We start from the raw sequence: 16,477 nt of genomic DNA on the forward strand, positions 1-16,477 counted from the left end.
CCCTCGGCCCGCGGCTGGTTAGCGCGCCTTTAGCTTGGAGTAGTGGAGCTTGTACGTGGTGTCCACGTCCATCTCCGGGAACGCCAGGCGGATGTCGCTCTCGCACTGCTCGATCTCTGCGCGCAGATCCGCCAGGGGTGTTTCCGCGCTGCTGATGACGGTGTAGGCGATGGTGGGCCGCTTGCGGTCGTAGGTCACGCGGCGGTCCACGGTCTCCACGCCGTCGAGGTTTTCCAGGGCGCTGGCGATGCCCCCGGCAATCGGGTTCATCGACATGGTCACCTGGCCTTCGTCGTTGGAGGCCGAGGAGGTCAGCTTGTTGAAGCGGTGCGGGCGGGAGTTCGCCACGATGATCCACAGGCCCAGGATGAAGGCCACGACGGCGGTGCCGGCCAAGACGTAGACCCACCAGGACTGCTCGCTGAGGCTGCCCCAGACGTCGTGGTTGACCCATTCGGCGGCCTGGTTGGCGAAGCTGACGTCGAAGTGCATCAGGATGGGCCACAGGCCTAGCACGACGAGGACGACGCCCAGCAGGAAAAACAGTAGGCGGTCGACGGTAGCTAGTGCTCTAGACATTGGATTCGACCTCCTGGACCGGCTCGACGGTCACGCTAACCCGGGGGGTGGACGCCAGCGTCTGCAGTGATTGGCTAACGGCCTCCTCCACGCGCGGGGCCAGCGCCGGGTCTTCGGTGTCGCCGTTGACAGTTATCTTGACGTTCTTGTCCGTGGCCTGGGTGCGGGCGGCCGCAACGCCCGGGACCTGGCGGGCCACCGCACTGGAGCGGCGGGCCACGTCGACGGCGCGGAGCCAGACCGAGGACCGCTCGGACTCGAGGCGCAGGTGGGTCTTCCGGCGCGGTTTGAAGGCCACGATGAGGAAGATAAGGCCCACCACGATAGCGGCCACGCCGGCCCAGATCATCCAGGTCTCCAGGTTCTCCCGGGCCACCAGGTCGGTGACCGGGGTGACCCAGGAGCTGGCGTTGGCTTCCGTGGCCACGAGCCAGGTTTCCCGGCCGGCCACGACGGCCAGCGCGAGCAACAACAGGCCCAGGAAGATGGCCCAGCCGCGCGCGGCGGGGGAGGCCTTGGGCTGCTGGCCCAGGCCGACGATTTCCTTGTTATCGGAATTAGCGGACATCGTAGCCTCCCTTCTGCGGTTGCGGGTGGGACGCCTTCCGGCGGGTAAGGAACGGGACGATTTCGGGGCTGCGGACCTTCAGCGGCGTGACCTCGATCTGGCGCAGCGGCTCCGGGCGGGGCGCGTAGACGCGCGCCGGCGACGGATTGGCGGGCCGAATCTCGATCCGGCGCAGCGGCTGGCCGGACGCGGTGCGCACCGGGCGCGGCTGGTGTTCGAAGGCTTCGCCGTGGGCGCGCAAGCGTGCCGGGGCAGGTGCCTGCACCGAGCGCGGGGTGACCGGCTCCGGGGTGACCGGGCTGGTAACCCGTGGCTGGCGCGGCTGCGCAATCTGGCGCGGGCAGAACGGGGAGGCGTCCGCCGACACGGAACGCACCTCCGGTTCGCTGCCGGCGTCGATGGAACGCAGGCGGACCGGCTCAGGGGAGTGGATCTCCGCGAGCTTGTCGATGCCGCGGACCGTCTCCGGCTGCCAGATTCGGTGCGGGTTGACCTGCGGGCTGAACGCTGCGGCGTGCGGGCGGGCGGCCACGCTGGTCGGGGCGATGCGCTCGCCCGGGACCACGGTGCCTACGGTGACGTTGACCCGCGTGGTCTCGTAGTCCGTGTAGGTGTGCGCTGCCTCGGCGATAGCGGAACGGACCTGCTCCGCCACCTGAGTCACGGGCGCGGGCCAGGTCACCGCGATGGAAGCCTCCACCGCGAGAACGCGGCGGTAGGAATCTACCTGGGTGTGCACGCGCGGGAAACCGCGGCCAGCGATACCTGCGAGCTTTGAGTCCACGTCGCAGGTTCCGGGCACGGAACGGATGGCTGCCGTAACCAACTTGTCAAAAGTGCGGATGGAGATTTCCGTCGCGCCAGCGTTATCCGCCCCGGCCCCAGTGGGGTTGTTCGGGGTGTCGGTCATTAGCCTTGGCCCTTGTCTTTGCCGATGATGTTGTACCAGATTTCGGAAAGATTGATGCGGCCATCAAAGTGTGCGCCGATGACACCGCCGATGGCGCCGAACAGGATCATGAGCAGCACCAGGGGCAGGTTGCCCAGAATGATGGCGAAGGCCAAAACAACACCGGCGACGATGCCGTAAGTGGTGTAGTTGTTCATAGGTTTACCCTTCGGTGGGAAAGTAGAAGTCGGGCGGGTCGCTCGTCTACGAGGTCGGGCCAGGGGCCGGTTGGGCGACGGAAGAGTCCGCCTTCGGTACAGCGGAAGCGTTCGCGACGGCATCCGCGATGCGCACGTCGACGCGTTGCAGCTCAGGAACGGTCTCCCGAGCCTTATCGCGCACGCGGTCGGCCAAATCGTGAAGATCCTTGGTGCTGGAAAGATCTGCAACCACCTGGATTTCGATCTGGGTGTCGTCGCGCTGGTGCAGTTGGCGGATCCCCGGGACGCGCTGGCCCGGGAAATACAGAGAGACTTCCCCGAAGCGTCCGCCGAAGAGCTCGGCGACGCCGGGAAGTCCTTCCAGTGCTGCAGCTAGCCCTTGGGCCTGGTCTGCCTCTAAGAGGAAGCGAGAACGGGGGCTGGGCATGAGTTACTACGCCTGGTTGCCAGCGATGGCCTGCTGCTCGTAGTCGTCGTTGTCTTCCTCCGGCAGCTTAACGTCGTGGACGATGACGTCGACGCGGTCAACGTCGAGGCCGGTCATGCGCTCTACGGCGTTCATGATGTTGCGGCGGATGGCCTCGGCCAGCTCGTGGATGGCCACGCCGTACTCGGCGATGATGGCGACCTCGACGGAAGCGGTGCCCTCGGAAACCTCGACGGACACGCCCTGGCGGACGTCCTCGGAAGCGCCGAAGGACTCGCGGATGGAGCCCAGCATGCGGGCGCCGCCGCCACCCAGGGCGGAAACGCCGGAGACCTCGCGGGCGGCGATACCGGAGATCTTGGCAACGACGTCGTCGTCAATGGTGGTGGTGCCGTACTCGGTCTCCAAGTTGGAGTTCACCTTGCGCTGGGAGACCTCCTCGCCGCCAACCTTCTGGGCCGGGGCGTTCTGGGAAGCGGAATCCTGCACCTTGCTCTCGTTAGCCGAGCTGTTGTTGGAGTTCTTGCCGGAGTTTGCGGTGTTGTTAGCCACAGCTATTTCCCTTTCACTAATGGGGTTTTGTTTACGCCCCAAATTATACGGAGATTCCACGGAACCGGCTCGTTATTAATGCAGGGATAGAGAAATCTTTATGCGAAGGTGATTTTTAGCACTGTTTGGGCAGTGGTTTGGAAAAATCGAGTCTACGTGCTTTAATACAAGGGTTGCTTTAACACGGCAGCGTGTCCTCAGGACTGAAGGAAGGGCCGCGGTAGGAAACTACGGCAGGGCTTCCGGAAGGAAAAAGGAAGACGCTGACGCTGGTAAGGCGAACATGACGCTTTCGCATAGGGCCTGCTCCGGCAGGTGCTAACGAAGGTCTAAGGATCGGGCTAGGTCCGCGTTTGAGCAGAGACATCCCGAGAATTAGAACCGGAGAAGGGGCATGGCAAATAAACAGCGGCAGTATAGTAAATCGGTTCGGATTGCCACGTGTAATGCGTGAAAACCGTCCTCGAGTAACTTGAATTGACTTCGGGTCTTGTACCCCGAAAGGAAGTCGGTGCCTGTTTTTGCCAGGCTAAGCACTTCTTCGTCGTCATGGCAGTCAAGACAACTGGCGTTGCGCCCAGGCCCCTGGCCCGGACAACGTTATAGAGAAATCGAGAAGCAAGTTTCCACCGCTTCACGCCCCGGAAGAACCGGGTATGTGAAAGTGGGAAAGCGAGAAAGAGGATAAGCGTGGCGGGACAAAAAATCCGCATTCGGCTGAAGGCCTATGACCACGAGGCTATCGACGCTTCTGCCAAGAAGATCGTCGAAACTGTCACCCGCACGGGTGCCCGTGTCGTTGGCCCGGTGCCGCTGCCGACCGAAAAGAACGTATACGCCGTTATTCGTTCTCCACACAAGTACAAGGACTCTCGCGAGCACTTCGAAATGCGCACCCACAAGCGCCTGATCGACATTCTCGACCCGACGCCGAAGACCGTTGACGCCCTGATGCGCATCGATCTTCCGGCAAGTGTCGACGTGAATATTCAGTGATCGACGAATAGAACTTTGGTGGAGAAATACTAATGAGTGAAAACGAGATCAAGGGCATTCTGGGCCGCAAGCTCGGCATGACCCAGGTCTTCGACGAGGAGAACCGCGTTGTACCGGTCACCGTCGTCGAGGCTGGGCCGTGCGTTGTCACCCAGATTCGTACCGTAGAAACCGATGGCTACAACGCCATCCAGATCGCCTTCGGCGACATGGATCCCCGCAAGGCTAAGAAGCCGGCCGCTGGCCACTTCAAGAAGGCTGGCGTGACCCCGCGTCGCCACGTGGCCGAGATCCGCATGGACGACACCTCCGCTTACGAGGTTGGCCAGGACGTGACCGTTGAGATCTTCGAAGGCGTTGACTTCGTGGATGTCACCGGCACCACCAAGGGCCACGGCTACGCCGGCGCTATGAAGCGCCACGGCTTCGCCGGCCAGGGCGCTGCCCACGGTAACCAGGCTGCTCACCGTCGCGTCGGCGGTATCGGCGGCGCTGCTACCCCGGGCCGTGTCTTCAAGGGTAAGCGCATGGCTGGCCGCATGGGCCAGGACCGCGTTACCACGCAAAACCTGAAGGTTCAGAAGATCGATGCCGAGTCCAACCTGCTGCTCATCAAGGGTGCTATCCCGGGTGTACGCGGCGGACTCGTCACCGTTAAGACCGCAGTGAAGGGCGGTGCACACGCATGAGCAACCTTAAGCTAGACGTCCAGACCGCTGAGGGTAAGACCAACGGCTCCGTGGAGCTGCCGGCTGAAATCTTTGACACCGAAGCATCCATCGCTTTGATGCACCAGGTCGTCACCGCTCAGCTGGCTGGCGCCCGTCAGGGCACCCACGCCACCAAGACCCGCGGCGATGTCCGCGGCGGTGGCCGCAAGCCGTTCCGCCAGAAGGGCACCGGCCGAGCTCGTCAGGGCTCCATCCGCGCCCCGCACTACACTGGCGGCGGCACCGTGCACGGTCCGCAGCCGCGTAACTACGCGCAGCGTACCCCGAAGAAGATGATCAAGGCTGCTCTCTTCGGCGCACTGTCCGACCGTGCTCGCAACGAGCGCATCCACGTCATCGAAGAGCTGGTTCCGGGCCAGAAGCCGTCCACCAAGTCGGCTAGGGCCTTCCTCGAGCGCCTGACCGACCGCAAGAACGTGCTGCTGGTCATCGGCCGCGAGGACCTGAACGCTCGCCGCAGCGCCAACAACCTGGAAAACGTCCACATCTTGGACGCTGGCCAGCTGAACACCTACGACGTTCTGAACGCGGACGACGTTGTGTTCTCCGTTGAGGCTCTGCATACCTTCGTCAACCGTGTCAACGGCGCTGACGAGGCCAAGGAGGTCAACAATGGCTAAGACCGTTAACCCGCGCGATATCATCATCGCCCCGGTCGTTTCTGAAAAGTCCTACGGCCTGATGGAGCAGAACGTCTACACGTTCTTCGTCGCCAAGGACTCCAACAAGACCCAAATCAAAGATGCCGTAGAGCAGATCTTCGGCGTGAAGGTCGACTCCGTCAACACCGTTAACCGCGAGGGCAAGCTGAAGCGCACCCGCACCGGTTTCGGCCGACGCAAGTCCACCAAGCGCGCCTATGTGACGCTCCGTGAGGGCAGCGACTCCATCGACATCTTCGGCGCTGGCGCCTAAGAGGAAAGTCGAGAAGTAAGGAAGAATTATGGCTATTCGTAAGTACAAGCCGACAACTCCGGGTCGCCGCGCATCCTCCGTGTCTAAGTTCGAGGAAATCACTCGTTCTACTCCGGAGAAGTCCCTGCTGCGTCCCCTGAGCAAGACCGGCGGCCGTAACAACTACGGTCGCATCACCACCCGCCACATCGGCGGTGGCCACAAGCGCCGTTACCGTCTGATCGACTTCCGTCGTAACGACAAGGACGGCATCCCGGCAAAGGTCGCTCACATCGAGTACGACCCGAACCGCACCGCAAACATCGCTCTGCTCCACTACGTGGACGGCGAGAAGCGCTACATCATCGCACCGAAGGGCCTGAAGCAGGGCACCATGGTCGACTCTGGCGCCAACGCCGATATCAAGACCGGTAACAACTTGCCGCTGCGCAACATCCCGACCGGTACCATCATCCACGCTGTAGAGCTGAAGCCGGGCGCCGGCGCTAAGCTGGCCCGCTCCGCTGGTGCTTCCATCCAGCTGCTGGGTAAGGAAGGCAAGTACGCAGTGCTGCGTATGCCGTCTTCCGAAATCCGCCGCGTGGACATCCGCTGCCGCGCTACCGTCGGTGAGGTCGGCAACGCTGACCAGATGAACATCCGTTGGGGCAAGGCCGGCCGTCTGCGTTGGAAGGGCGTCCGCCCGACCGTCCGTGGTGTTGTTATGAACCCGGTCGACCACCCGCACGGTGGTGGTGAGGGTAAGACTTCCGGTGGTCGCCACCCGGTTTCGCCGTGGGGCCAGAAGGAAGGCCGTACCCGCAACCCGAACCGTTACTCCAACAACATGATCGTGCGCCGTCGTCGCCCGAACAAGAAGCGCTAAGAGGAGGTAAAAAATGCCACGCAGCCTAAAGAAGGGCCCCTTCGTCGATGAGCACCTCCTCAACAAGGTAGATGCTCAGAACGAGGCAGGCACCAAGCAGGTCATCAAGACCTGGTCCCGCCGTTCGACCATTTTGCCGGACTTCATTGGCCACACCTTCGCCGTCCACGACGGCCGGAAGCATGTGCCGGTGTTTGTCGACGACTCCATGGTCGGCCACAAACTGGGCGAGTTCGCCCCCACCAAGACCTTTAAGGGTCACGTCAAGGATGACAAGAAGGGACGTCGATAAGCGATGAGTGACACCATCACCAACGCCAGCGCTACGGCCCGTTACGTCCGCGTAACCCCGATGAAGGCGCGCCGCGTTATCGACCTGGTACGCGGGAAGTCCGTATCCGAGGCACTGGCTATCCTGAAGTACGCCCCGCAGGGCGCTGCTAAGCCGGTCGCTAAGGTCGTTGCCTCGGCCGCTGCTAACGCTGAGAACAACTTCGGGCTCGACCCGAAGACCCTGGTCATCTCCGAGGCTTACGCCAACGAGGGTCCGACCATGCGTCGTTTCCAGCCGCGCGCCCAGGGCCGCGCATTCATGATCCGTAAGCGCACCAGCCACATCACCGTGGTGGTCGAGAGCCAGCAGGAAGGGGCCAAGTAATGGGCCAGAAAATCCATCCTCACGGCCTACGTTTGGGCATCACTTCCGACTGGAAGACCCACTGGTACGCCGATAAGGACGACTACGCAAAGTACGTAGCCGAAGACATCAAGATCCGCGAGTACCTGTCGACGGGGCTCGAGCGCGCCGGCATCGCCGACGTCGTCATCGAGCGCACCCGTGACCGCGTCCGTGTCGACATTCACACTGCCCGCCCGGGCATCGTGATCGGGCGTCGCGGTGCTGAGGCCGACCGAATCCGCCGTGGGCTGGAAAAGCTCACCGGCAAGATGGTTGCCCTCAACATCCTCGAGGTCAAGCAGGTCGACGCCAACGCCACCTTGGTTGCTCAGTCCATCGCTGAGCAGCTGGTCAACCGCGTTGCTTTCCGCCGCGCTATGCGCAAGGCTATCCAGTCCGCTATGCGCCAGCCGCAGGTCAAGGGCATCAAGGTCCTCTGCTCTGGTCGTCTGGGCGGCGCTGAGATGTCCCGCACCGAGCGCTACCACGAAGGCCGCGTTCCGCTGCACACCCTGCGTGCGGAAATCGACTACGGCACCGCAGAGGCCCACACCACCTTCGGCCGCATCGGCATCAAGGTGTGGATCTACAAGGGTGACGTTGTCGGCGGCGTACGCGAATCCGAACTGAACGCTCCGGCGCAGGGCCGCGGCCGCGACCGTGGTGGTCGTTCCCGCCGTGGCGGCCAGCGCCGTCAGCGCGCACAGCAGAAGCAGGAGGGCTAATCCATGCTGATTCCTAAGCGCGTCAAGTACCGTCGTCAGCACCGCCCGGGTCGGCGCGGTGTCTCCAAGGGCGGTAACCGCATCAACTTCGGTGATTACGCCATCCAGGCTCTGGAGCCGGCGTACATCACCAACCGTCAGATTGAGGCCGCACGTATTGCCATCAACCGCCACGTCAAGCGCGGCGGCAAGGTGTGGATCAACATCTTCCCGGACCGTCCGTTGACCCAGAAGCCGCTCGGCGTTCGTATGGGTTCCGGTAAGGGCCCGGTCGAAAAGTGGGTGGCTAACGTCAAGCCGGGCCGCGTTCTTTTCGAGATGAGCTACCCGACCGAGGCCACCGCTATCGAGGCTCTGCGCCGTGCCGGCCAGAAGCTTCCGTGCAAGGTCCGCATCATCAAGAAGGAGGACCAGTTCTAATGGCTACCGGTACCCCCGCCCACGAGTTCCGCGAGCTCGACAACTCCGAGCTGGAAAACCGCCTGAAGGATGCGAAGGAAGAGCTGTTCAACCTCCGTTTCCAGAAGGCAACTGGCCAGCTGACCAACAACCGCCGCGTCAGCGTTGTAAAGCGCGACATCGCCCGCATTTACACCGTTCTGCGTGAGCGCGAGTTGGGCCTGTCCGTTGCTCCGGGAGCTGAGGCCTAATCATGAGTGAGGCAAACGTGACTGAATCCAAGAAGCAACCGACTCCGAAGAAGGAGAAGGAAAAGGGCGCCCGCAAGGTCCGCACCGGCTACGTGGTTTCTGACAAGATGCAGAAGACTATTGTCGTCGAGCTCGAAGACCGCAAGCAGCACGCCCTGTACGGCAAGATCATGCGCTCCAACTCCAAGGTGAAGGCGCACGACGAAGACGAGATCGCCGGCGTCGGCGACCGCGTCCGCATCGCCGAGACCCGCCCGCTGTCCAAGGACAAGCACTTCCGTCTCGTCGAGATCGTCGAGAAGGCTAAGTAAAACCCAGCCCTTTCGCGATTAAGCGATTAAGGCCCGCAGCAACCGTTTGGTTGGCTGCGGGCTTTTTCTATGTCCGGCCCCGCACCTGCACAAATGGACCTGCGGCGTGTTGCAGAATGAAAAGATGAGGGATTTGAGTTAAGGGGCCGGGATGTGGTTGAATATTAGGGTTGCTAAAAGCTTGGTCGGCGCGCGGTGCGTTCCGAACCGCAGCCCCGAGACCCCTCGACATGTTCGTTGTAAGGCTTTAGCTCCAATCATGTAAGTAGACCAGGTGTGGCAAGGACGGAAATCTTGTCGCACGTTAATCCAGGTCAGGAGACCCATAGTGATTCAGCAAGAATCGCGCCTGCGCGTCGCCGATAACTCGGGTGCACGAGAGCTGCTCGTCATCCGCCCGCTCGGTGGCTCCGTACGTCGCTTCGCTGGCATCGGTGACGTCGTCGTCGCCACTGTCAAGGAAGCCGTACCAGGCGGCAACGTTAAAGAAGGTGACGTCGTCAAGGCCGTCATCGTCCGTGCCAAGAAGGAAACCCGTCGTCCGGACGGGTCCTACATTCGCTTTGATGAGAACGCTGCTGTCATCCTGAAGGGTGAAAGCGAGCCCCGCGGTACCCGTATCTTCGGGCCGGTTGCTCGTGAGCTGCGTGACAAGCGCTTCATGCGCATCGTTTCTCTCGCCCCGGAGGTGATCTAGTCTTATGAAGATTCATAAGGGAGATATGGTCGTTGTCATCTCGGGCCCGGATAAGGGTGCCCAGGGCAAGGTCATCGAGGCATACCCGAAGCGCGAGAAGGTCCTCGTCGAGGGCGTTAACCGCATCAAGAAGCACGTCGCCAACTCTGCTACCGAGCGCGGTGCTGAGTCCGGCGGAATCGTGACCCAGGAGGCTCCGATCCACGTGTCCAACGTTGCGATCCTGGACTCCGAGGGCAAGCCGACCCGCGTGGGCTACCGTTTCGACGAAAACGGCAAGAAGGTCCGTATCGCGCGTAGCAACGGGAAGGACATCTAAACATGAGTGAGAACTACACCCCGCGCCTGAAGGCGCGCTACCGCGACGAAATCAAGAACACCCTCAACGAGGAGTTCCACTACGACAACGTCATGCAGATTCCGGGCGTGACCAAGGTTGTCGTCAACATGGGCGTCGGCGACGCTGCCCGTGACTCCAAGCTGATCAACGGTGCACTGGAAGACCTGGCCCTCATCACCGGCCAGAAGCCGCAGCTGCGCCGCGCACGCAAGTCCATCGCAAACTTCAAGCTGCGCGAGGGCATGCCGATCGGCGCCCGCGTCACCCTGCGTGGCGACCGCATGTGGGAGTTCCTGGATCGCCTGCTGACCATCGCGCTGCCGCGTATTCGCGACTTCCGCGGTCTGTCTGATCAGCAGTTCGACGGCCACGGCAACTACACCTTCGGCCTGTCCGAGCAGTCCATGTTCTACGAGATCGACATCGACAAGATCGATCGCCCGCGTGGTATGGACATCACTGTCGTGACCACCGCTACCAACGACGACGAGGGGCGCAAGCTCCTGCGCGAGCTGGGCTTCCCGTTCAAGTAAGGTAGCAAGCCGAGCTCTCAGCCGAGCCAAGGCTAGGAACTCGCGCTAAGCAAGAACCCCGGCGGGTACTCACACGAAGTACCGGCTGGGGTTCTTCTCTGTCTTCTGTCTTTGTTGGCTCCGTTTCGCTCTTTAGTTGACGCCCCCGTTCCGCTGCGATGCGTAGCAGAGTTCTGTGCGCTCTGCGGTGTATCCGAGATATAAGGTCGCTTAGAAAGCTGCATAGCCGCCTGCTGAGTGTCGGCGGCTGCTTACGGGCGCTGAGCTGGGCATAGAAAAGCTCCCGCAGTCACCGAGTTGGTGAGTACGGGAGCTTTAGCCTTTACGGCTTCGCGTAATTAGGCGAAGAACTTGCGACGGGCCACGAAGGCGGCGGCGCCTGCCATGGCGACGACGGCCAGGGCGATGAGGCCGCGTGCCACAGTGTTGGAGCCGGTCTCAGCGGCCATGCCGCGCGGGGCGGTGGCGGTGTCCTGAGCGGTGCCGACACTCTGGGCGCCGGCGGCGTCGTCCAGCTTGCCGCCCTGGGCGATGACCTCGTCCTTGTTAGCGGCCAAAAGTTCCTCGGAGGCGGCCTTTTCTTCTGCGGTCGGCTGCTCGTTCACGCGGGACTTGTCCTGGGTGTAGGTCTTGCCGTCCTGCATCAGGTACCAGGTCACGCCGCCGATGATGAGGGCTGCCGGCAGGGCCAGCCAAGCCAGCTTGGAGTAGTCCTTTTCTTCCTCGCCCTGCTGCTTGTTGTACTCGGCCAGCATGGCATCGGAAGCAGCGCGCATCTCGTCGGTGACCGGCTCGTTGACCTTAGCCGGGTCGTCGACGTAGACGCCCTTGTCCTGGGCGGACTGGTACCAGGTGGTGCCCTCTTCCTCGATGGTGGCCGGGCCGGGGATGCCCTCGTTTTCCGCGGGGGCGCCTTCCTCGCCGGCGTCACCGGATTCGCCTTCGGAGGTGAAGTGGTTTTCTTCGCGCCACTCATTCAGGGCATTGTCGAGCTCGGTGCCGGTCAGTTCGGTGGCATCCTCGCCGAAACCGGAGACGTACTTGCCCTCGGCGTTCTTGTAGTACTCCGTGCCGTCGACGGTGAGCGACATCGGGTTTTCCTGGGCCTGAGCGACGACGGTGCCGCCCAGGGTAAGAGCTGCGGCCAGGACGCCGGCGGTCAGGGTGCGGGTGAGCTTCTGCATGAGAGGTTCTCCTTGAGAGTGATGGGACGAGGCGCCAATTTCGAATAGAGGACCATGGCGCCATCGAAATAGAGTTTACTCCCCAATAGCCACTTTTGTCACAACAAGTAACAATTTTCTCTTCAGCAACTTTGAATACTTCGGCACAATGTGGGGTCCAAAAGGGTTGACAGGGTTCGGGGTGAATCTGCTCGGGATTGGGTAAATCTCCAGCTAGGTAGTGGATCGAACAGCTTTCGGCGTGTAAAATCCGTATCGCCCCAGCGTAAAGGTATTATTTAAGACCCTCTTCCTTCGTTGGGGGTAAATTTCGGGGGTATAGATATTTGCGCCGGTACGGGTCGCGGCGCGCTGCCGCTAGGCCGAGGCCGGGTCCTTGCCCGGGTAGGGCACGGGCTGGACCTCGTCGGGGGAGACCTGGTCCGGCGCATCGTTGCCGGCGTCGGGGCTGACCACGGACTCCAGCTGCCAGCCCACCACCGCGTTGCGGACGGCCGGCTGCCACAGGTTGGCGGGCTGGATGCAGCTGATGGTCAACAGGCGCCCGGGCTGGGGACCTTCACCCCACACGGCGGTATCGTCAGCCAGGCCACCCTTGTCGGGGTCGTGGAGGTCGGTTGCTGTATAGACCAGCCAGTCCTCGCCGGAGGCCTCCGTGCGCAGATAGAGCTTGTCGCCCACGCTGACGCGGTGCTCGTCGCTGCCGCCGTCGTAGAGGTTGTCGAAGACCCCGGACACACCCGCGCCCGTGTGTCCGGCGACCACCACGAGGTCCTCGGCGGTGGTGCCGGGCAGGGAATAGGGGCGGTCATCCGCGGTATACGTGCACGCGGTGTCCATGTTTTCCGGATCGATGGCGCCGTCCGTGACTCGGCAGGGCTCCGCGTCGAAATTAGCGTGAATGCCTACCGCCGGCACGTACATCTCCTGTGCCGGCGACGGGGCGATAGCCGGGGGCTGACCCGCGTGAGCCGACAGCTGTGGGGCCTGAGTGATCTCCTCCGGGGTGTCGACGGTGCGCTGGATGGAGAAGATCAGCGCGACCGTAGCGACGACGCCGACCGCGACGCGGACCGCACTGTTGTCGGACCACGCGCGGAGCAATCCGGGCCGGGCCTTGGCTTGGCTAGTGTTGGCTTCCCTGCTAACCGGCGCGGTCGAGACAGCCTCCTGCCGCGGGAAAGCCAAAGGGTGCTGCCGCGGGGCGGTGTCCGCGCTCCGGCGAGGGCTTGTGGCTTTCGGGCGTGGGCGGGCAGTGGAGCGTGAATCCGGGCGGGCAGCGTCGTCCCGGGCCTGTAAGGCGGCCCAGGCGCTGGTGTGTGGGTGGCTCGGCATCGAGGTGGCTCCGAAAGGGGTAAGGCGGGGAGGGAAAGGGGCCCGCCGGTGGGGTCGGGGGAACGAATATACACAACCATAGTGCCTGGAGTGATTGGAGTTGCAAAAGACACGGTTGGGGTGATGGGAAACTTGCTGCCTGATTATGCAACTGCTGTATAGCGCCTTAGAATTTTATGCGTACTAGGCCCGTGTGGCCCCTTCCGCGTAACCGCAGTAAAGGAAATCAAGGAAATCAATGTCGTTGAATGATTCGGCCGCCGCGGCCGTCAATAAGAAAGTGACCCTGCTGGATAAATCCTTCAGCAGGTTCGCCGGCCGCTCCACCCTGGCGGGCGTGTACCTGACCGTGGGTACGGCCTTCGCCGGTGTCGTGGGCAACTCGGTGGAGCAGTTCGCTCCCGGCCTGGGAACCCCAGTCTTTGCCATGCTCTTCGGCCTAGGCCTGTTCGCCATCGTGGTGCTCGGCGCTGACCTGGCCACCGGCAACATGATGTACATGGTCTACGGCGCGGTTAACAAGCAGGTCTCGTGGGGCAAGGGCCTCTGGCTGCTCATCGTGACCACCTTCTTCAACCTGGTGGGGGTCATCCTGTTTGCCGCGGCCATGGGCATGTCGGCGAAATTCTCCGGCATGGACCCCAGCCACCTCATCGTCACCCTGTCCGAGGGCAAGCTGACCAAGTCCCCGCAGGGCATGTTCGTCGAGGCCATCCTGGCCAACTTCGTGGTCAACATGGCCATCGTGGGCGGCATCTTCGCCAAGGAGGTCGTCTCCAAGTTCTTCATGATCGTGCCGATCATCGCCTGCTTCGTGGGCCTAGGCCTCGAGCACGTTATTGCTAACTTCTGCCTCTTCCTGCTCACCGCCTTCGGCTCGGATCCGCTCCCGGCCGCGCTGACCGTCGGCAACGTCGCGCTCAACTGGACCCTGGTCTGGCTGGGTAACTTGGTCGGCGGCGGCTTCCTCATCGGCGGCGTCTACGCCTGGCTGAACAACGGCCCCGAGGAATACCGCGACTAATCCCCACCGAAGGATGGGAAACTCAGACCTTGTGGCTCCGCGAGTTTCTTAATTTCGGCAAGTTCTCAACCGGTGAGGACAAGGCCCGCTGAGTGTATGCCCGGCGGGCCTTCGTAATCTGATGCTACTGATCTGGCGTTGGTGATCTGGTGGTGCGGTTGTAGCTAGCCCCGCGAGCGGTCCAGCTGGCCGGAGTACAGGTTAAACCGGTCGCCGCGGGCGAAGCCGACGAGTGCCATGCCGGCCTCGCGGGCGGTCTCGACGGCAAGTGAGGAGGCGGCGGAGACCGCAATCAGCGCGGGGAAGCCGGCCATGGCGGCCTTTTGTACCAGCTCGAAGGAGGCACGCGAGCTGACCACCAGCACCATGTCGTGGGCGGGCAGGCGGCCTTCCAGCAGCAGGTGTCCGATGACCTTGTCGGCGGCGTTGTGCCGACCGATGTCCTCGCGCACGACCACCGGTTCGCCGTCCATAGTGAAGGCGGCCGCGGCGTGGATGCCGCCGGTCTTTTTGAACTGCTTCTGGTGCTCACGCAGGCGGTCCGGGATGTTTGCAATGAGCTGCGGGTCCACGTCCCAGTGGGGGATGGGGTAGGGCAGCCTGTGCTGGAGTTGCTCGATGGAGGAGGTGCCGCAGACCCCACACGCGGAGGTCGTCAGCCCCAGGCGCAGATCCGATAGCTCGATGACGTTCTGCCGGGCCAGTTCCACGTCCAGCAGGTTGTAGGTGTTCTCCCCGTTGACGGTAGACCCGGTGCAGTAGCGCGCGGTCGTCACGTCGGTGGCGGTACGGATGTGGCCCTCCGAGTGGAGGAAGCCGTGGGCCAGCTCCACGTCGTGGCCCGGGGTGCGCATGGTGGTCGTAATCGTCTGGCCGTCCACGCGGATCTCCAGCGGCTCCTCGCCCGCGACGGTGTCGGCCCGGGTGTCTACCTGGGTGAGCTGGCCGCCCGAGTCGAGGCGCACGCGGGTGACGGCAAAGCGGGCGTTAACCCTGTTGGACACTAATCCTCCTGGTGTGGGTTCTCTGTGACCTGGTTTTTGGGGCCTGGGGTTTTACTGATCTGGTTTGCTATGACCTGGCCGGTGCGGCATGGTTGCTATTGCTTGGCGATCTGGGCGCGCAGCTTGTTGATGTGCTGCCGGGCCTCGTCGGTGTCCTGGGACGCGAGGCCGACTAGGAACGCGGTTAGCGGTGCGGCCGGGCGGGAACGGTTGTGGGCGACGTCGGCGGTCAGGTCGAGCAGTTCCTTGGTCAGGGCGGTGGCATCCGCCTTGTCCAGGCCCAGGTAGCCGGCGGCTTCGACGAGCCAGGCGTGGGCGGACTGCATGGGTTCTTTGTTGTTATCGATCTTCTTCGCATCATCAGACATGGAGCCCAGTTTAGGCCCCCGCGCAAAAGGAGGCGTTGGTGCTGGTGAAGGGGACAACGGGAGGCTGGTCGGGCTCTGAGACGGGGTGGCGGAAGGGGAGTGGGAAGCTGCCGCGGGCGGGCAAGAAGTCGTGAGCAGGAGAAATTTTACAAACGCCCTGCTGGTTGGGTACACTTTTCCGTTGGAATAGCGTCCGTCGGGGGTTTTGAACCCCTGACCTGCTTGGCAGTGCCCTAAGGGTCCTGCTGAGCCGTGATTTTTAGGCGCCTTCCAGGTAAGAATTGAACATCAACTTTGTTGTAGGCCCCTCGCCGATAGAGCGGACCGTGTCTGTATCAAAGGGTGGCGAGCGCCTCGCGGTATTGACCGCGGGGAGCGTGAGTAGCCCGAAATCACACGGAAAACGCGCGTGGTGAGTCCAGTCGAACGGGCAGGAAGTCTCTGTCTGCCTCGCGGCTGGGGTGGGAACCGCAACGAGAAAGGTAACGGTCGTTTAACCATGACCATGACTGATCCTATCGCCGACATGCTGTCGCGCGTGCGCAACGCAAACCATGCGCACCACGACACCGTGTCGATGCCGACCTCCAAGATTAAGGCCAACATCGCTGAGATCTTGAAGCAGGAAGGCTACATCGCTGACTACTCTGTCGAAGAGCGCGAGCTGTCCCTCGAGCTTAAGTACAACAACCGCGAGCGCTCCCTGTCCGGTCTGCGCCGCGTGTCTAAGCCGGGTCTGCGTGTGTATGCAAAGTCCACCAACCTGCCGAAGGTTCTTGGCGGCCTGGGCGTGGCTATCATCTCCACGTCCCACGGTCTGCTGACCGATCGTCAGGCTCAGGAGAAGGGCGTAGGCGGAGAAGTTCTCGCCTACGTCTGGTAAG

Annotated in this window: 26 protein-coding genes; 16 read left to right on the plus strand and 10 right to left on the minus strand. The window is 62.6% G+C overall.

What is annotated here, in order from left to right:
* Window positions 1-18: 18 nt before the first annotated feature.
* The 6 genes from amaP to HMPREF3067_RS02695 are packed head-to-tail and all read right to left on the minus strand — an operon-like array spanning window position 19 to window position 3,173.
* Complete coding sequence (amaP, locus tag HMPREF3067_RS02670) at window positions 19-579, minus strand: alkaline shock response membrane anchor protein AmaP (protein WP_070768189.1); 561 nt, start codon at window positions 577-579, stop codon at window positions 19-21.
* A complete protein-coding gene (locus HMPREF3067_RS02675) occupies window positions 572-1,147 on the minus strand; it encodes a DUF6286 domain-containing protein (RefSeq protein ID WP_070768190.1) in 576 nt (191 codons plus the stop codon). The genes amaP and HMPREF3067_RS02675 overlap by 8 nt, the downstream gene beginning before the upstream one ends.
* On the minus strand, window positions 1,137-2,057 hold the full coding sequence (locus tag HMPREF3067_RS02680) for an Asp23/Gls24 family envelope stress response protein (RefSeq protein ID WP_070768191.1): 921 nt from the start codon (window positions 2,055-2,057) through the stop codon (window positions 1,137-1,139). Before HMPREF3067_RS02680 ends, HMPREF3067_RS02675 begins: the two co-directional genes overlap by 11 nt.
* Window positions 2,057-2,254 (minus strand): hypothetical protein, encoded by a 198-nt coding sequence (locus HMPREF3067_RS02685; RefSeq protein ID WP_070768192.1) that lies wholly within the window; start codon window positions 2,252-2,254, stop codon window positions 2,057-2,059. Before HMPREF3067_RS02685 ends, HMPREF3067_RS02680 begins: the two co-directional genes overlap by 1 nt.
* Window positions 2,255-2,300: 46 nt before the next feature.
* Window positions 2,301-2,684 (minus strand): hypothetical protein, encoded by a 384-nt coding sequence (locus HMPREF3067_RS10930; RefSeq protein WP_210400073.1) that lies wholly within the window; start codon window positions 2,682-2,684, stop codon window positions 2,301-2,303.
* 6 nt (window positions 2,685-2,690) lie between these two features.
* On the minus strand, window positions 2,691-3,173 hold the full coding sequence (locus tag HMPREF3067_RS02695) for an Asp23/Gls24 family envelope stress response protein (RefSeq protein WP_070768238.1): 483 nt from the start codon (window positions 3,171-3,173) through the stop codon (window positions 2,691-2,693).
* Between the two features lie 753 nt (window positions 3,174-3,926).
* On the opposite strand from HMPREF3067_RS02695, the gene rpsJ reads away from it, so the two are divergent.
* From rpsJ to rplE, 14 genes are all read left to right on the plus strand, one after another.
* A complete protein-coding gene (rpsJ, locus tag HMPREF3067_RS02700; protein ID WP_003848085.1) occupies window positions 3,927-4,232 on the plus strand; it encodes a 30S ribosomal protein S10 in 306 nt (101 codons plus the stop codon).
* Between the two features lie 32 nt (window positions 4,233-4,264).
* The gene (rplC, locus tag HMPREF3067_RS02705; protein WP_070768194.1) at window positions 4,265-4,921 is read left to right on the plus strand and encodes a 50S ribosomal protein L3; all 657 of its coding nucleotides are present in this window, start codon (window positions 4,265-4,267) and stop codon (window positions 4,919-4,921) included.
* The gene (gene rplD, locus HMPREF3067_RS02710; RefSeq protein WP_070768195.1) at window positions 4,918-5,583 is read left to right on the plus strand and encodes a 50S ribosomal protein L4; all 666 of its coding nucleotides are present in this window, start codon (window positions 4,918-4,920) and stop codon (window positions 5,581-5,583) included. Before rplC ends, rplD begins: the two co-directional genes overlap by 4 nt.
* A complete protein-coding gene (gene rplW / locus HMPREF3067_RS02715) occupies window positions 5,576-5,878 on the plus strand; it encodes a 50S ribosomal protein L23 (RefSeq protein WP_070768196.1) in 303 nt (100 codons plus the stop codon). The genes rplD and rplW overlap by 8 nt, the downstream gene beginning before the upstream one ends.
* Window positions 5,879-5,906: 28 nt before the next feature.
* Window positions 5,907-6,743: a 50S ribosomal protein L2 gene (rplB, locus tag HMPREF3067_RS02720; protein WP_070768197.1), complete on the plus strand. Its 837-nt coding sequence runs from the start codon at window positions 5,907-5,909 to the stop codon at window positions 6,741-6,743.
* A gap of 13 nt (window positions 6,744-6,756) precedes the next feature.
* Complete coding sequence (gene rpsS, locus HMPREF3067_RS02725; RefSeq protein ID WP_040084843.1) at window positions 6,757-7,035, plus strand: 30S ribosomal protein S19; 279 nt, start codon at window positions 6,757-6,759, stop codon at window positions 7,033-7,035.
* 3 nt (window positions 7,036-7,038) lie between these two features.
* Window positions 7,039-7,401 carry a 50S ribosomal protein L22 gene (gene rplV, locus HMPREF3067_RS02730; RefSeq protein WP_070768198.1) on the plus strand — a complete coding sequence of 121 codons (363 nt, stop codon included), beginning with the start codon at window positions 7,039-7,041 and terminating at the stop codon, window positions 7,399-7,401.
* Window positions 7,401-8,147 carry a 30S ribosomal protein S3 gene (gene rpsC / locus HMPREF3067_RS02735; RefSeq protein WP_070768199.1) on the plus strand — a complete coding sequence of 249 codons (747 nt, stop codon included), beginning with the start codon at window positions 7,401-7,403 and terminating at the stop codon, window positions 8,145-8,147. The genes rplV and rpsC overlap by 1 nt, the downstream gene beginning before the upstream one ends.
* Window positions 8,148-8,150: 3 nt before the next feature.
* Entirely contained in the window at window positions 8,151-8,567 is a 417-nt protein-coding gene (gene rplP, locus HMPREF3067_RS02740) for a 50S ribosomal protein L16 (protein ID WP_070768200.1), read from the plus strand.
* On the plus strand, window positions 8,567-8,797 hold the full coding sequence (gene rpmC / locus HMPREF3067_RS02745) for a 50S ribosomal protein L29 (RefSeq protein ID WP_070768201.1): 231 nt from the start codon (window positions 8,567-8,569) through the stop codon (window positions 8,795-8,797). Before rplP ends, rpmC begins: the two co-directional genes overlap by 1 nt.
* Window positions 8,798-8,799: 2 nt before the next feature.
* Window positions 8,800-9,108 (plus strand): 30S ribosomal protein S17, encoded by a 309-nt coding sequence (rpsQ, locus tag HMPREF3067_RS02750; protein ID WP_070768202.1) that lies wholly within the window; start codon window positions 8,800-8,802, stop codon window positions 9,106-9,108.
* 328 nt (window positions 9,109-9,436) lie between these two features.
* The gene (rplN, locus tag HMPREF3067_RS02755; protein ID WP_070768203.1) at window positions 9,437-9,805 is read left to right on the plus strand and encodes a 50S ribosomal protein L14; all 369 of its coding nucleotides are present in this window, start codon (window positions 9,437-9,439) and stop codon (window positions 9,803-9,805) included.
* 4 nt (window positions 9,806-9,809) lie between these two features.
* Window positions 9,810-10,124: a 50S ribosomal protein L24 gene (gene rplX, locus HMPREF3067_RS02760; RefSeq protein WP_070768204.1), complete on the plus strand. Its 315-nt coding sequence runs from the start codon at window positions 9,810-9,812 to the stop codon at window positions 10,122-10,124.
* A gap of 2 nt (window positions 10,125-10,126) precedes the next feature.
* Complete coding sequence (rplE, locus tag HMPREF3067_RS02765) at window positions 10,127-10,678, plus strand: 50S ribosomal protein L5 (protein WP_070768205.1); 552 nt, start codon at window positions 10,127-10,129, stop codon at window positions 10,676-10,678.
* 338 nt (window positions 10,679-11,016) lie between these two features.
* On the opposite strand, the gene HMPREF3067_RS02770 is transcribed toward rplE, so the two are convergent.
* Window positions 11,017-11,862 (minus strand): hypothetical protein, encoded by an 846-nt coding sequence (locus HMPREF3067_RS02770; RefSeq protein WP_070768206.1) that lies wholly within the window; start codon window positions 11,860-11,862, stop codon window positions 11,017-11,019.
* Between the two features lie 357 nt (window positions 11,863-12,219).
* Window positions 12,220-12,966 carry a hypothetical protein gene (locus HMPREF3067_RS02775; protein WP_070768207.1) on the minus strand — a complete coding sequence of 249 codons (747 nt, stop codon included), beginning with the start codon at window positions 12,964-12,966 and terminating at the stop codon, window positions 12,220-12,222.
* A gap of 469 nt (window positions 12,967-13,435) precedes the next feature.
* Here HMPREF3067_RS02775 and HMPREF3067_RS02780 point away from each other — a divergent pair, with 469 nt between their 5' ends.
* Window positions 13,436-14,221, plus strand: a complete 786-nt coding sequence (locus tag HMPREF3067_RS02780) for a formate/nitrite transporter family protein (RefSeq protein WP_070768208.1) — start codon at window positions 13,436-13,438, stop codon at window positions 14,219-14,221.
* Window positions 14,222-14,385: 164 nt separating this feature from the next.
* Here the strand turns inward: HMPREF3067_RS02780 and fdhD are convergent, their stop codons facing one another.
* Window positions 14,386-15,225, minus strand: a complete 840-nt coding sequence (gene fdhD, locus HMPREF3067_RS02785; RefSeq protein WP_070768209.1) for a formate dehydrogenase accessory sulfurtransferase FdhD — start codon at window positions 15,223-15,225, stop codon at window positions 14,386-14,388.
* Window positions 15,226-15,320: 95 nt separating this feature from the next.
* Complete coding sequence (locus HMPREF3067_RS02790; protein ID WP_070768210.1) at window positions 15,321-15,593, minus strand: DUF6457 domain-containing protein; 273 nt, start codon at window positions 15,591-15,593, stop codon at window positions 15,321-15,323.
* Between the two features lie 499 nt (window positions 15,594-16,092).
* On the opposite strand from HMPREF3067_RS02790, the gene rpsH reads away from it, so the two are divergent.
* The gene (gene rpsH / locus HMPREF3067_RS02795; RefSeq protein ID WP_070768211.1) at window positions 16,093-16,476 is read left to right on the plus strand and encodes a 30S ribosomal protein S8; all 384 of its coding nucleotides are present in this window, start codon (window positions 16,093-16,095) and stop codon (window positions 16,474-16,476) included.
* Window position 16,477: the final 1 nt, after the last annotated feature.

The sequence above is a fragment of the Corynebacterium sp. HMSC04H06 genome, from assembly GCF_001815935.1.
GTDB lineage: Bacteria > Actinomycetota > Actinomycetes > Mycobacteriales > Mycobacteriaceae > Corynebacterium.

Coding starts and splice junctions, on each gene's coding strand:
- rplC (WP_070768194.1), top strand. CDS start 4,265: ATGAGTGAAAACGAGATCAAGGGCATTCTGGGCCGCAAGCTCGGCATG.
- rplX (WP_070768204.1), top strand. CDS start 9,810: ATGAAGATTCATAAGGGAGATATGGTCGTTGTCATCTCGGGCCCGGAT.
- HMPREF3067_RS02790 (WP_070768210.1), bottom strand. CDS start 15,593: ATGTCTGATGATGCGAAGAAGATCGATAACAACAAAGAACCCATGCAG.
- rpsC (WP_070768199.1), top strand. CDS start 7,401: ATGGGCCAGAAAATCCATCCTCACGGCCTACGTTTGGGCATCACTTCC.
- HMPREF3067_RS10930 (WP_210400073.1), bottom strand. CDS start 2,684: ATGCCCAGCCCCCGTTCTCGCTTCCTCTTAGAGGCAGACCAGGCCCAA.
- HMPREF3067_RS02780 (WP_070768208.1), top strand. CDS start 13,436: ATGTCGTTGAATGATTCGGCCGCCGCGGCCGTCAATAAGAAAGTGACC.
- HMPREF3067_RS02675 (WP_070768190.1), bottom strand. CDS start 1,147: ATGTCCGCTAATTCCGATAACAAGGAAATCGTCGGCCTGGGCCAGCAG.
- HMPREF3067_RS02770 (WP_070768206.1), bottom strand. CDS start 11,862: ATGCAGAAGCTCACCCGCACCCTGACCGCCGGCGTCCTGGCCGCAGCT.
- rplW (WP_070768196.1), top strand. CDS start 5,576: ATGGCTAAGACCGTTAACCCGCGCGATATCATCATCGCCCCGGTCGTT.
- amaP (WP_070768189.1), bottom strand. CDS start 579: ATGTCTAGAGCACTAGCTACCGTCGACCGCCTACTGTTTTTCCTGCTG.
- rpsH (WP_070768211.1), top strand. CDS start 16,093: ATGACCATGACTGATCCTATCGCCGACATGCTGTCGCGCGTGCGCAAC.
- rpsS (WP_040084843.1), top strand. CDS start 6,757: ATGCCACGCAGCCTAAAGAAGGGCCCCTTCGTCGATGAGCACCTCCTC.
- HMPREF3067_RS02685 (WP_070768192.1), bottom strand. CDS start 2,254: ATGAACAACTACACCACTTACGGCATCGTCGCCGGTGTTGTTTTGGCC.
- rplE (WP_070768205.1), top strand. CDS start 10,127: ATGAGTGAGAACTACACCCCGCGCCTGAAGGCGCGCTACCGCGACGAA.
- rpmC (WP_070768201.1), top strand. CDS start 8,567: ATGGCTACCGGTACCCCCGCCCACGAGTTCCGCGAGCTCGACAACTCC.
- rpsQ (WP_070768202.1), top strand. CDS start 8,800: ATGAGTGAGGCAAACGTGACTGAATCCAAGAAGCAACCGACTCCGAAG.
- rplP (WP_070768200.1), top strand. CDS start 8,151: ATGCTGATTCCTAAGCGCGTCAAGTACCGTCGTCAGCACCGCCCGGGT.
- HMPREF3067_RS02680 (WP_070768191.1), bottom strand. CDS start 2,057: ATGACCGACACCCCGAACAACCCCACTGGGGCCGGGGCGGATAACGCT.
- rplV (WP_070768198.1), top strand. CDS start 7,039: ATGAGTGACACCATCACCAACGCCAGCGCTACGGCCCGTTACGTCCGC.
- rplD (WP_070768195.1), top strand. CDS start 4,918: ATGAGCAACCTTAAGCTAGACGTCCAGACCGCTGAGGGTAAGACCAAC.
- rplB (WP_070768197.1), top strand. CDS start 5,907: ATGGCTATTCGTAAGTACAAGCCGACAACTCCGGGTCGCCGCGCATCC.